The sequence below is a fragment of the Halomonas sp. ND22Bw genome, assembly GCF_003011945.1.
In the GTDB taxonomy this organism is placed as follows: domain Bacteria; phylum Pseudomonadota; class Gammaproteobacteria; order Pseudomonadales; family Halomonadaceae; genus Halomonas; species Halomonas halophila.
In genome coordinates this window covers 43,995-57,246 of record NZ_PXWD01000009.1, presented here as the reverse complement: position 1 = coordinate 57,246, position 13,252 = coordinate 43,995, and the positions used below count along the sequence as shown (strand labels likewise).

9 protein-coding genes are annotated in these 13,252 nt (G+C 69.6%); 4 read left to right on the top strand and 5 right to left on the bottom strand.

From position 1 onward, the window contains the following. Positions 1–22 precede the first annotated feature (22 nt). On the top strand, positions 23–1,000 hold the full coding sequence (locus CVH10_RS12395) for an NADPH:quinone reductase (RefSeq protein WP_106488844.1): 978 nt from the start codon (positions 23–25) through the stop codon (positions 998–1,000). 103 nt (positions 1,001–1,103) lie between these two features. Here the strand turns inward: CVH10_RS12395 and CVH10_RS12390 are convergent, their stop codons facing one another. Continuing rightward, positions 1,104–2,021, bottom strand: a complete 918-nt coding sequence (locus CVH10_RS12390) for a MurR/RpiR family transcriptional regulator (RefSeq protein ID WP_106488843.1) — start codon at positions 2,019–2,021, stop codon at positions 1,104–1,106. A gap of 152 nt (positions 2,022–2,173) precedes the next feature. On the opposite strand from CVH10_RS12390, the gene CVH10_RS12385 reads away from it, so the two are divergent. From CVH10_RS12385 to CVH10_RS12375, 3 genes are all read left to right on the top strand, one after another. Further along, positions 2,174–3,502, top strand: coding sequence for an aspartate aminotransferase family protein (locus CVH10_RS12385; RefSeq protein ID WP_106488842.1), 1,329 nt, complete (start codon positions 2,174–2,176; stop codon positions 3,500–3,502). 28 nt (positions 3,503–3,530) lie between these two features. Further along, positions 3,531–4,115, top strand: coding sequence for a carboxymuconolactone decarboxylase family protein (locus tag CVH10_RS12380; protein ID WP_106488841.1), 585 nt, complete (start codon positions 3,531–3,533; stop codon positions 4,113–4,115). 111 nt (positions 4,116–4,226) lie between these two features. Further along, complete coding sequence (locus tag CVH10_RS12375; protein ID WP_106488840.1) at positions 4,227–6,104, top strand: SLC13 family permease; 1,878 nt, start codon at positions 4,227–4,229, stop codon at positions 6,102–6,104. A 218-nt stretch (positions 6,105–6,322) separates the two neighbouring features. Here the strand turns inward: CVH10_RS12375 and CVH10_RS12370 are convergent, their stop codons facing one another. The 4 genes from CVH10_RS12370 to betI form a co-directional block, all read right to left on the bottom strand. Then, on the bottom strand, positions 6,323–8,770 hold the full coding sequence (locus tag CVH10_RS12370; RefSeq protein WP_106488839.1) for an acyl-CoA dehydrogenase: 2,448 nt from the start codon (positions 8,768–8,770) through the stop codon (positions 6,323–6,325). A 277-nt stretch (positions 8,771–9,047) separates the two neighbouring features. Then, positions 9,048–10,739: a choline dehydrogenase gene (gene betA / locus CVH10_RS12365; protein WP_106488838.1), complete on the bottom strand. Its 1,692-nt coding sequence runs from the start codon at positions 10,737–10,739 to the stop codon at positions 9,048–9,050. Between the two features lie 272 nt (positions 10,740–11,011). Beyond that, positions 11,012–12,478, bottom strand: coding sequence for a betaine-aldehyde dehydrogenase (gene betB, locus CVH10_RS12360; RefSeq protein ID WP_106488837.1), 1,467 nt, complete (start codon positions 12,476–12,478; stop codon positions 11,012–11,014). A gap of 12 nt (positions 12,479–12,490) precedes the next feature. Continuing rightward, complete coding sequence (gene betI / locus CVH10_RS12355; protein WP_181244406.1) at positions 12,491–13,120, bottom strand: transcriptional regulator BetI; 630 nt, start codon at positions 13,118–13,120, stop codon at positions 12,491–12,493. Between the last annotated feature and the right edge of the window lie 132 nt (positions 13,121–13,252).

Genomic DNA, 13,252 nt, shown 5'->3' with positions numbered 1-13,252 from the left:
TAGCGGTTTAAGGGTATCCAACATGGCCAAGCGCATCCAGTTCGCCCGCACCGGCGGGCCCGAGGTCCTCGAGCTCGTCGACGTCCCTCCCGTCGAGCCGGGGCACGGGGAGGTGCGGGTCCGCCATCAGGCGGTGGGCCTGAACTTCATCGACATCTATTTCCGCACCGGGCTGTATCCGGCGCCGGCGTTGCCGTCGGGGCTCGGTACCGAGGGCGCGGGCGTCGTCGAGGCGGTGGGCGAAGGCGTCGAGCACCTGGCGGTGGGCGATCGCGTGGCCTATGCCCAGGGGCCGCTGGGTGCCTACGCCGAGAGCCACGTGCTGCCGGCGGAGAAGGTGGTGACGCTGCCCGACGGCATCGATGCCGAGACCGCGGCGGCGGCCATGCTCAAGGGCCTGACCGTGCAGTACCTGCTGCGTCAGACCTACCCGCTCCAGGGCGGCGAGACGATTCTCTTCCACGCCGCGGCCGGCGGCGTCGGCTCCATCGCCTGCCAGTGGGCGAAGGCGCTGGGCGTGAAGCTGATCGGTACGGTGAGCTCGCCGGAGAAGGCGGCGCTGGCCGAGAAGAACGGCGCCTGGGCGACCATCGACACCACCCGCGAGGACGTGGTGGAGCGGGTTCGCGAGCTGACCGGGGGCGCCATGTGCGACGTGGTCTACGACTCGGTGGGCAAGGACACCTGGGAGACCTCGCTGGACTGCCTGAAGCAGCGTGGCCTGATGGTCAGCTTCGGCAATGCCTCGGGCCCGGTGGAGGGCGTCAACATCGGCATTCTCAACCAGAAGGGCTCGCTGTTCGTGACCCGCCCGAGCCTCAACGGCTATGCCGATACCCGAGAGCGACTGGAAGCGATGGCCGCCGACCTGTTCGCCCGGATCGAAAGCGGCGAGGTCGTGATCGACATCGGTCAACGCTATCCGCTCGCCGAGGCCGCCCAGGCTCAGGAGGCGCTGGCAGGCCGCAAGACCACCGGCTCGACCGTGCTGATTCCGTAGCGTCTGCGCTTCTGACGACGGCCCCGCGTCTTGCCGGACGCGGGGCCGTCGTCGTTCTGGGGAGAGCGTGCGGGGAGAGCGTGCGAGGAAAGCGTCCGGGGCGCTACAGCGCGTCGCCGAGCTCGTCGATCATCCGCTCGCGGCGCTCGAGCGAGGCCAGCCCGGCCTCGCCCAGCAGGCCTGCTGCCTCGCTCAGCAGCCCTTCGGTCAGCAGCATGAAGGCGCACATGGCGTTGCTGAAGAACAGGCTGTGGTTGGGCACCGCGAAGCGCTCGTCGGCGGCGCGAGCCAGCGGCGAGCTGGCGGCATCGGTCAGCGCGATCACCGGTACGCCCTGGCGGGCCGCCACCTGGGCGGCGGTCAGCACGCTCGGCGTGTAGGGGAAGGCGCTCATCACCACCAGCACGTCGTTGTCGTCGAGTTGGGCCAGGGCGTCCGCGATGCCGTGGCCGGCGGCGTCCAGCGTGGCCGCATCGGGTCGCAGCATGCCGAGCCCGTAGGCCATGAACGAGGCCAGTGAGGCGAACTGGCGGCGGCCATGGATTCTCACCCGTCGGGCATCCGCCAGCCGTCGTGCGGCACGGGTCAAGGCCTCGCCGTCCATCCCCGCCACCAGATCGCCGAGGTTGGCGCTCTCCTGGCGGCCCAGCCGGGTCAGCCGGCCGAGGGCGTCGTCGTCCTGCTCGCCCTCCAGCAGCCGCGAGACCTGCTCGCTGTAGAAGTGGGCGCCCTCGGTGACGTGGCGGCGGAACACCGCCTGCAGGCCGGCGAAGCCGTCGAAGCCGAGACGCTGGGCCAGCCGCGAGAGCGTCGAGGGGCTGACGCCGAGGCGCTCCGCCAGATCGCTGATCGACGACATCGCGGCCTGCTGGGGCATGCCGACCAGCGCCGAGAGCACCTGCCGCGAGCGCCGGCCCAGGCGCAGCTGGGCGTCTCCCGCCTCGAGGTCGGCGAGCAGACGCTCGAGGTCGTCGAGGGTCGCGAGGCGTGCGTCCGGTCGAGAAGGTGAGGTGGCGGTCATGAAGGGCGTGGGCTCCGGTCGCGGGGAAGAACGGCAGGGCATTGTAGCGGCCGCGGCACCTGACGTCAGGGCGGTGACGGCACTTGTTGCAAATATCTTTGCTATTAAACAGAATGGCAAATGTGTTTGCGATATGGCCCGAGGAGGGTCGCATGAGCCACGTCTTCCATCGTCACCTCTCCCACGCCTATCCCACTGCCGTCGGCGGCGACGGGGCCTATCTGATCGACGCCGAGGGACGGCGGTACCTGGACGCCTGCGGCGGCGCCGCGGTCTCCTGCCTGGGGCACAGTGACGCCGAGGTGATCGAGGCGGTGCGCGAGCAGGTGGGCCAGCTGGCCTACGCCCACAGCGCCTTCTTCACCACCGAGCCGATGGAGGCGCTGGCCGACTTCCTGATCGAGCGCGCGCCGGAGGGGCTGTCCTCGGTCTATTTCGTTTCGGGCGGCTCCGAGGCGGTGGAGGCGGCACTGAAGCTGGCCCGCCAGTACGTCATCGAGCGCGGCGAGCCCGAGCGCCGTCACCTGATCGCGCGGCGCCAGAGCTACCACGGCAACACCCTCGGGGCGCTGGCCACCGGCGGCAATGCCTGGCGGCGGCGGCAGTTCGAGCCGCTGCTGGTGGGAGTCAGTCACGTCAGCCCCTGCTATGCCTACCGCGGCCAGGCCGAGGGCGAGACGCCGGAGGCCTACGGCGAGCGGCTGGCGCGGGAGCTGGAGGACGAGATCCAGCGCCTGGGGCCGGAGACGGTGATGGCCTTCGTCGCCGAGCCGGTGGTGGGCGCGACGCTCGGCGCGGTGCCCGCCGTGCCGGGCTATTTCCGGCGCGTGCGCGAGATCTGTGATCGCCACGGCATCCTCTTGATCCTCGACGAGGTGATGTGCGGCATGGGCCGTACCGGCAGCCTGTTCGCCGCCGAGCAGGAGGGCGTGGCGCCGGACCTGGTGACCATCGCCAAGGGGCTGGGCGCGGGCTACCAGCCGATCGGCGCGACCCTGGTCAGCGAGCGCATCCGTTCGGCCATCGCCGAGGGCTCGGGCTTCTTCCAGCACGGCCACACCTATATCGGCCATGCCACCGCCTGCGCCGCGGCCCTGGCCGTGCAGCGCGCCATCGAGTCCCGCGACCTGCTGCCCCGCGTGCGGCAATTGGGCGACGGTCTCCAGCGGCGTCTCGAGGCCCGCTTCGGCGACCATCCCCGCGTCGGCGACATTCGTGGCCGGGGGCTGTTCCGCGGGCTCGAGCTGGTCTCCGATCGGGCCGACAAGACCCCGTTCGATCCCGAGCGCCAGCTGCACGCCGCCATCAAGCGCACGGCCATGGATCACGGCCTGATGTGCTATCCGATGGGTGGCACTCTCGACGGCCGTCGGGGCGACCATATCCTGCTGGCGCCGCCCTTCATCCTCGAGGACGGCCAGCTCGACGAGATCGTCGACAAGCTCGACGCGACCCTCCGGTCCGTCCTTGGGCCTTCTTGATCAGGACCTCATGAAACAGGAGCTCGACATGTCGATCACTTCGCGTCTGCCGGCGCTCGATGACGCCACCGCCTCGCCCGAGCAGCGCCGCGTGCTGGACGCCATTCTCGGCGGCCCGCGCGGCAACCTCGACGGCCCCTTCCTGGCCTGGATTCACAGCCCGGCGCTGGCCGACCACGCCCAGCGCCTGGGCGCCTTCTGTCGCTACGGCACGCGGCTCGAGCTGCGGCTCACCGAACTGGCGATCCTGTTCACCGCGTCCTGGTGGCAGTCCCAGGCGGAGTGGCAGATCCACGAGCCGATCGCCCGGGAGGCCGGCGTCTCCGCCTCGCTGATCGAGGCGCTGCGGGAAGGCCTGACAGAGGATCAGGAACCGGACTGCGAGCGCGACGACGAGGCGCTGGTGGTGCGCCTGGGGCGCTCGCTCTACACCACCCGGCGCGTCAGTGAGGCGCTCTACGCCGAGGCGGTGGAGGCCCTCGGCGAGCCGGCGGTGGTCGAACTGGTCGGCGTGTTCGGCTACTACGCCCTGGTGGCCATGACCCTCAACGTCTTCGAGGTGCGACGCGGCGACGGGCCGTTGCCGTTTCCCGAGCCGCCGACGCCGGGCTGAAGGGGCGGGCGTCTCACCGCTCGCTGGTATCCGCACGCGTTAGCGACGATGCTGAAGACAGCGCGTTGCGAGCCTCGACGCGCCTGTTCCAGCACAGGGAGGTGAGCCGTCATGGCCGACAGCACCCAGGTCTTTCTCCTGCTTGGCGCGACCCTGGCGGCCTTCGTCTGGGGCCGCTTCCGCTACGACCTGGTGGCGCTGGCGGCGCTGCTGGCGGCGGTGGGGCTGGGCCTGGTGCCCGCCGAGGGCGCCTTCGCCGGCTTCGGCCATCCGGCGGTGATCACCGTGGCCGCGGTGCTGGTACTCAGCCGCGGCTTCGAACGCTCGGGGCTGGTCGACCTGATCGCCGAGCAGGCGCTGCGCGTCGGCGACCGGATCATGCTGCAGACCCTGGTGCTGTCCGGCACCGTGCTGGTGCTCTCCGGCATCATGAACAACGTCGGCGCCCTGGCGCTGATGCTGCCGGTGGCGCTGCGTCTGGCACGAGAGCACGATACCCCGCCGTCGCTGCTGCTGATGCCGCTGGCCTTCGGCTCGCTGCTCGGCGGGCTGACCACCCTGATCGGCACGCCGCCCAACATCATCATTTCCGCCTATCGTCGCTCGCTGACCGGCGAGGGCTTCGGCATGTTCGACTTCTTCCCCGTCGGCGCCAGCGTGGCGCTGGCGGGTCTCGTCGTGATCGTGCTGGCCGGCCGCTACCTGGTGCCCCAGCGGGCCGGCCAGGCGTCGATGGACGCGATGTTCGACACCGCCCACTACCTGGTCGAGCTGCGCGTGCCGGAGGACGGCAAGGCGGTGGGCTGGTCGCTGCGCGACCTTCACCAGGCCGTCGAAGAGCCGATCCCGGTGCTGGCGGTGGTGCGCGACGAGCGGCGCCATCCCGGCCATACCTTCCTCGGCGCGCTGCGTGAACATGACATCCTGCTGGTGGAGGCCGGCCCCGAGGAAATGGCGCTGCTCGAGGACAAGGCCGGACTGGCGGTGGGCGCCGAAGCGGAGCGGGAGGCCGAAGACGCCGAGGAGAGCGGTCGAGCCGACAGGGAAGGCGAGGAAGGAGGGAACGGCGAGGACGGAAAGGGTGGCAAGAGCAAGACGCATGACAAGGCCACGACCGACACCGAGGGCCTGCAGCTGGTGGAGGCGGTGGTACGCAACGACTCGCTGATGCAGGGCCGCACGGTCGGCCAGCTGCGCCTGCTCAACCAGTTCGGCCTGCATCTGGTGGCGGTGGCCCGTGACGGCGGCCGGCTCAGGCAGCGGCTGCGGGACATCCGCTTCCGCGCCGGCGACGTGCTGCTGCTGCAGGGTGGCGAGGAGGAAATCGGCGAGAGCCTGACGACCCTGGGCTGCCTGCCTCTTGCCAGCCGCGACCTGGCCCTGGGCCAGCCGCGTCGGCTGGCGCTGTCGGTGGCGATCTTCGCCGCGGCGATCGTGGCGATGCTGTTCGACTGGCTGCCCGCCGCGGTGGCGCTGAGCGGCGCCGCCCTGGCCTCGCTGCTGGCCGGTGTGCTGAGCCTGCGCGAGGCCTATCAGGCCATCGACGGGCCGGTGATCGTGTTGCTCGGCGCGATGATCCCGGTGGGCCAGGCGCTGGAGACCAGCGGCGGGGCGGCGCTCATCGCCGAGACGCTGCTGGCGCTGGGCGGCGACTGGCCGGTGGCGATGACGCTGGCGGGGCTGTTCGCGCTCGGCCTGCTGCTCTCCAACGTGATCAACAACGCCGCGGCGGCGCTGCTGATGGCGCCCATCGCGGCGAGCCTGGCCGAAGGCTTCGAGGCCTCGGTGGACCCCTTCCTGATGGCGGTGGCGGTCAGCGCCTCCTGCGCCTTCCTGACGCCGATCGGGCATCAGTCCAACACCCTGGTGATGGGCCCCGGCGGCTATCGCTTCGGCGACTACTGGCGGCTGGGCCTGCCGCTGTCGCTGGCCGTGATGGCGGTGGCGATCCCGTTGATCCTGATCATCTGGCCGCTTACTCCTTCCTGACGCGTGTTGTTGGTGGCCATGGGCAGGCGCGAGGGGAAGGTCAAAGAGAGGGTCCGATGCCATGGATGGCATCGGTAGCGTACAGGGAGGTATTCACAGCGCCCTCTCGGTGACCTGCCCCGATGCCCACAGAAACCGGCAGGCAAGGCAAAGTGCGATGAATCAAAAAAGACGCCCCGGCGGATGCCGGGGCGTGGTCGTGGGCGAGCGAGAGGGCGTCAGGCCGGATGGTGGCGCAGCACCTTGCTCTTGTCGGTGACGAAGGCGTCGTAGTCGAAGTCGTCGACGGTGAGCATGTCCAGCACCTCGGCCTCGCGCTGGCGCATGAAGGTGGCATCGTCCTCGCTGATCAGGCCGGCGGCGAGGGCGGCATCGACCTGCTGCTCGGGATGCAGCGCCTCGGCCGGGATCTCGCCCTTGGCGTGGGCCTTGCCGACGGTGCGATACAGCGCCTCGGCGCGCTCCTGGGTGGCCAGCAGGGCGTTGTAGCGGGCCAGCGGGTTGTCCTGGGGACCGTCGTCGGCGTCCCAGGTGTTGGTCAGCAGGCGCTGGCGCAGGATGCTGTCGCGGGTCACGGCCTGGGCGATGGTGCGCGTCAGGTCGTCGGTCGGGCGCGCCCAGCGGCGGCCGCGGGGCATCACCACGATGCGCAGCATGCGGCCCAGGGCGCGGTTCGGCAGGTTGTCGAACAGCTCATCGAAGGCCTGCTCGGCGCGGCCCAGCAGGAAGCGGGCGGCGTAGTGGAGCAGGGCATCTTCCTGCTCGACCTTCTCGCCCTCGTGCCACTGCTTGAGCATCAGGCTGGCCAGATAGAGGTTGGACAGCACGTCGCCGAGGCGCGCGGAGAGCATTTCGCGCTGCTTGAGCTTCGAGCCGAGGCTCGCCATGGCGGCATCGGCGGTCAGCGAGAAGCCGGCGGAGAGCCGTGCGATCTCCTTGGCGTAGGGGGCGGCGACGTCGTCGAAGGGCGAGTCCGGCTGGCCGATGCCAAGGCCCTGGGTCAGGGCGCGGGCGGCGTTGCCGAGGATAAGGCCGGCATGGCCGAAGAAGGCCGTATCGAAGGCCTTGACGTCGTCGGCGTCCTTGGCGGCCAGTTCCTCCAGCACGTAGGGATGGCAGCGGATCGCCCCCTGGCCGAAGATCATCAGGTTGCGGGTCATGATGTTGGCGCCCTCGACGGTGATCGCCACCGGGTTGGCGCTGTAGCCGATGCCGAGGTAGTTGCGCGGCCCGAGGGTCACCGCCTTGCCGCCGTGGATGTCCATGGCGTCGGCCAGGATCACGCGCTGGAACTCGGTGAGCTGGCTCTTGAGGATCGCCGAGGGCACCGCCGGCTTCTCGCCGTGGTCGATGGTGTTGGCGGTCTGGTAGACCGCGGCCTGGGCGATGTAGCCGAGCGCCGCCATGCGGGCCAGCGGCTCCTGGACGCCCTCCATCTCGGCCACCGGGACGTTGAACTGGCGGCGGATGCGGGCGAAGCCGCCGCTCCAGCCCAGGGCGTAGCGCGCGGTGCCGGTGGCGCCGGAGGGCAGGGTGATGCAGCGGCCCACCGACAGGCACTCGACCAGCATGCGCCAGCCCTGGCCGATCATGGCCTCGCCGCCGATGATGGTGGACAGCGGCACGAAGACGTTCTCGCCCTTGATCGGGCCGTTGAGGAAGGGACTGCCGATGGGATGGTGGCGGCGGCCGATCTGCATGCCTTCGGTATCGCGCGGCACCAGCGCCAGGGTGATGCCGCGGTCTTCCTCCTCGCCGAGCAGGTGGTCGGGATCGAACAGGCGGAAGGCCAGGCCGACCACGCTGGCGATCGGCGCCAGGGTGATCCAGCGCTTCTCGAAGGTCAGCTCCAGGCCCAGCACCGTCTCGCCGTCGATCTCGCGGCGCACCACGGTGCCGACGTCGGGCAGCGAGGTGGCATCACTGCCGGCGCGGGGGCCGGTCAGGCCGAAGCAGGGGATCTCGCGACCGTCGGCCAGCCGCGGCAGGTAGTGATTCTTCTGCTCCTCGGTGCCGTACTTGAGCAGCAGCTCGCCCGGGCCGAGGGAGTTGGGTACGCCGACGGTGACCATCAGCGTCTCGTTGACCGAGAGTTTCTGCAGCACCATCGACTGGGCCTTGGCGGAGAAGCCGAGGCCGCCGTATTCCTGCGGGATGATCATGCCGAAGAAGCGCTCGCGCTTGAGGTAGTCCCACAGCTCCTGGGGCAGGTCGGCGCGCTCGCGGGCGATGTCCCAGTCGTTGCACATGCCGGCGGCCACGCCGCACTGGTGATCGAGGAAGGCGCGTTCCGAGTCGGACAGGCCGTCGTCGCGATAGTCGAGCAGCCGCTGCCAGTCGGGGCGGCCGGTGAACAGCTCGCCGTCCCAGGCCACGCTGCCGGCCTCCAGGGCGGTGCGCTCGGTGGCCGAGACCTTCGGCGCGACGCGCTTGAACATGGCGAACAGCTTCGGCGTCAGCCAGCGGCGGCGTAGCGCCGGCAGGCCGCAGGCGGCGATCGCCGCGGTGGCGACCAGCAGCAGCACGCCGATCACCGTGGCGCCGGTGGCCAGGCCGACGAGGCCGAGCAGGCCGGTGACGCCGAGGGCGGGCAGGGCGCCGGCCTCCCGGCGCATCACGATGAGCAGGCCGGCAACGGCCAGCAGCAGCAGGATCAGGGTCAGCATGGTGGACGGCTCCGTGATATTTAAACACTTGTTTGAATGTATTCAGCCTAGCCCATCAGATGCCTCGCAGCCAATACCCTATCGACCAACGCAGTACTCGTTCGATCCAGGGCTACGGAGGCAAGCCGACGAGGCGTTCCTTCGCCATGGGGGAGGAGCATGTCGCCGAACGGGCTGGCCAAGGATGGCCAGCACCGGACCTGCCCTATTCTTTGTGATTGCCAATGCAAGACGCCCCGCTCGAAGGCGGGGCGTCTCGGTGCTGTCGGTGGCGCGATCAGGCCGTGCGGCGCTGTGGCTCCTGCTGGGCGGGGGCGCCGTTGGCCACGTAGTAGGGCGCGTCGCTCTTCGGCAGGGCCTCGCGGCCGCGGATCTTGTCGGCCATCTTCTCGGCCAGCATGATCGTCGGCGCGTTGAGGTTGCCGGTGGGAATGACCGGGAACAGCGAGGCGTCGACCACGCGCAGCGCCTCCACGCCGTGCACCCGGCCGGCGCCGTCGACCACCGCGTCGTCGCCGTCGCCCATGCGGCAGCTGCCGCAGGGGTGGTAGGCGGTCTCGGCGTGTTCGCGGACGAAGGCATCGAGTTCGGCATCGGTCTGCACGTCCGGCCCCGGGGAGATCTCGCGGCCGCGGTATTCGTCCATGGCCGGCTGCTCGATGATCTCGCGGGTCAGGCGGATGGCGTCGCGGAACTCCTGCCAGTCCTTCTCGGTGGACATGTAGTTGAACAGGATCGAGGGCGCGGCCTTGGGGTCGAGAGAGGTCAATCGCACCCGGCCCTCGCTCTCCGAGCGCATGGAGCCGACGTGGGCCTGAAAGCCGTGGGCCTGCACCGCGCTCTTGCCGTTGTAGCTGATGGCGATCGGCAGGAAGTGGTACTGCAGGTTCGGCCATTCCTCCTCGTCGCGGGTGCGGATGAAGCCGGCGGCCTCGAACTGGTTGCTGGCGCCCACGCCGGTGCCGAACAGCATCCACTCGGCGCCGATCTTCGGCTGGTTGTACCACTTCAGCGCCGGATACAGCGAAATTGGCTTCTTGCACTCGTACTGGATGTACATCTCCAGGTGGTCCTGGAGGTGCTGGCCGACGTTCTCGTTGACCTGCACCGGGGTGATGCCGAGTTCATCGAGCAGGTCCTGCGGGCCGATGCCGGAGCGCTGCAGGATCTGCGGCGAGGCGATGGCGCCGGCGCACAGCAGCACCTCGCGACGCGCCTTGACCTGCTGGGACTGGCCGCCGCGCTCGTAGCGCACGCCGGTGGCGCGCTTGCCGTCGAAGGTGATGACGTCGGTGGTGGCGCGGGTCTCGATGGTCAGGTTGGGGCGCGGCTTGGCCAGATCGAGGTAGCCCCGGGCGGTGGAGGCGCGGCGCCCGTTCGGCGTGACGAAGCGGTCCATGGGGCCGAAGCCTTCCTGCTGATAGCCGTTGACGTCCTCGGTGGCCGGATAGCCGGCCTGCTGGCCCGCCTCGATGAAGGCATGATACAGCGGGTTGTTGCCGTCCTTCGGCGTGGTCACGCTGACCGGGCCGTCGCCGCCGTGGTAGTCGTCGGGACCGATGTCGCGGGTCTCGGCCTTGCGGAAGTAGGGCAGGCAGTCGGCGTAGGTCCAGTCCTCCAGGCCGGCGCGTTTGGCCCAGTTGTCGTAGTCCAGGGCGTTGCCGCGGATGTAGCACATGCCGTTGATCAGCGAGGAGCCGCCCAGGCCCTTGCCGCGGCCGCACTCCATGCGTCGGCCGTCCATGTGCGGTTCGGGGTCGGTCTCGAAGGCCCAGTTGTAGCGCTTGCCCTGCAGCGGATAGGCCAGCGCCGCCGGCATCTGGGTGCGGAAGTCGAAGCGGTGGTCCTTGCCGCCGGCCTCGAGCAGCAGCACGCTGACGCCCGGGTCCTCGGTCAGGCGGGTGGCCAGGACGTTGCCGGCCGAGCCGGCGCCGATGATGACGTAATCGAACTCACGGGACTGCGACATGGAGCCTCCCTGAAACAGTCAAAAGGGTCTCGTGGCGAGGCGTCGGGTCTCGCCGATCAGGCCAGGCGCGTGTAGAGAGGGCGCGCCTGAGAAAGCGGTCGTGCAGCGGCACCGGCGAGATGAGCGTCGGGGATGAGGCGTAGCGAGGGTCTTTTGACCATGGACGGCAAAAGTCGCGCCCATGGATGGGTTCACAGCGCCCTCGCGATGGCCCGGCATTCCGGGGCTCGTCGCCGAATCAGCTCATCTCGCTCGGCGGTCCAGAGCAGGCCTTAGAACACCGATTCGAAGGCGCCCATCTCGACCTGCACCGACTTGGTCTGGGTGTAGTGGGCCAGGGTCTCGACGCCGTTCTCGCGGCCGACGCCGGACTGCTTGTAGCCACCCACCGGCATCTCGGCGGGGGAGTCGCCCCAGGTGTTCACCCAGCAGATGCCGGCTTCCAGTCGATGGATGACCCGATGGGCGCGGTTCAGTCCCTCGGTGAACACGCCGGCGGCCAGGCCGTAGTCGGTGTCGTTGGCGCGGCGGATCACTTCTTCCTCGTCGTCGAAGGCGAGGATCGACATCACCGGGCCGAAGATCTCCTCGCGGACGATGCGCATCTCGTCGTGGCAGTCGGTGAACACCGTGGGCGCGGCCCAGGCACCCTTCGCCCAGTCGCCCTGGCTCCAGGCCTCGCCGCCGGCCAGGACGCGGGCGCCTTCCTGCTTGCCCAGCGCGATGTAGGACAGCACCTTCTCCTGGTGCTCGAAGCTCACCAGCGGGCCGAAGTTCACCGTCGGGTCCTGCGGGTCGCCGGCCTTGATACGGGCCACGCGCTCGGCGATCTTGCCCTCGAAGGCCTCCTTGACGGCGCTGGCCACGAACACCCGGGTGCCGTTGGTGCAGACCTGCCCGCTGGAGTAGAAGTTGGCCATCATGGCGGCGTCGGCGGCGCGGTCCAGGTCGGCGTCGTCGAACACGATCAGCGGCGACTTGCCGCCCAGCTCCATGGTCACGTCCTTGAGGCTGGACGCGGCGGAGGCGGACATCACCTTCTTGCCGGTGCCCACCTCGCCGGTGAAGGAGACCTTGTCGATGTCGCCGTGGCCGGTGATCAGCTGGCCGACCCGGGCGTCGCCGTGGACCACGTTGAACACGCCGTCGGGCAGGCCGGCCTCGGTGAAGATCTCGGCCAGCACCATGGCGGTCAGCGGGGTGACCTCGCTGGGCTTGAAGACCACGGCGTTGCCGGCGGCCAGCGCCGGGGCGGACTTCCAGCAGGCGATCTGGATCGGGTAGTTCCAGGCGCCGATGCTGCCGATCACGCCCAGCGGCTCGCGACGGGTATAGACGAATGAGCTCTCGCGCAGCGGGATCTGGCTGCCCTCGATGGCCGGGGCCAGGCCGGCGTAGTACTCGAGCGCGTCGGCGCCGGTGACGATGTCGACCTCGCGGGTCTCGCTCACCGGCTTGCCGGTGTTGCGGCTCTCCAGCTCGGCGATCTCGTCGTTGCGCTCGCGAAGCAGCGCCACGGCGCGCTGCATCACCCGGCCGCGCTCCATGCCGCTCATGGCGGCCCAGTCGCGCTGTCCGCGGCGGGCGGCGGCGACGGCGGCGTCCACGTCGGCCTCGCTGGCCTGCTGGACCTCGGCCAGGATGCTGCCGTCATAGGGGTTGATGACCGGGAAGGTCTCGCCGGAGGAGGCCTCCACCCGGCGGCCGTCGATGTACAGGGATTCGATTGCGTGGGTCATGGAAGCCTCCAGTCAGGACTCGAGTGACAGGGATTCGGAAGAGGGTGCGCCGAGGCCGTGGGCCTTGAGCAGCTGCTCCAGGTAGTCGCGGGCCAGGTGCCGGGCGTGGTCGCTGTCCAGGCCCTCGGGGGCGAGAGCCCCGCGCAGCCACAGGCCGTCGATCATGGCGGCCAGGGCGCGGGCCGCGTCGCGGGCCTTGTCCTTGGGCAGCAGGCGCCGGAACTCGTGGCTGAGGTTGGCGTACAGGCGCCGGTCGTTGACCGTCTGCAGCCGCGCCAGGGCAGGGCGATGCATGCTGCTGGCCCAGAAGGCCAGCCAGGTCTTGGCCACCGGGCCGGAGACCTGGGTGCGATCGAAGTTGCCGTCGATGATCGCCGCCAGGTGGGCCTCCGGGGCATCGGTGGTCAGCGCCTTGCGTCGGCGTGATACCGCCTCGCCCAGATCGTTGAGGATCTGGCGCATGGTCGCTTCGAGCAGGCCGTCCTTGCCGCCGAAGTAGTGACTGATGATGCCGGCCGAGACGCCTGCATGGCGGGCGATGCGCGCCACGGTGGCGTCGGCCAGGCCGACTTCGTCGATGGCCGCCATGGTGGCCGTGATCAGCTGCTGGCGACGAATGGGTTCCATTCCGACCTTGGGCACTGCGTTGACTCCTCTCCCGAGAGCATCTTGCTACCATGCCACCCGACATGGTTAAGATAGCGACAGCTTGCCATTTTTTTATTGAACGTTCAATCAATAAAAATAGGCAGGCACGATGTTTCCTCGAATCAT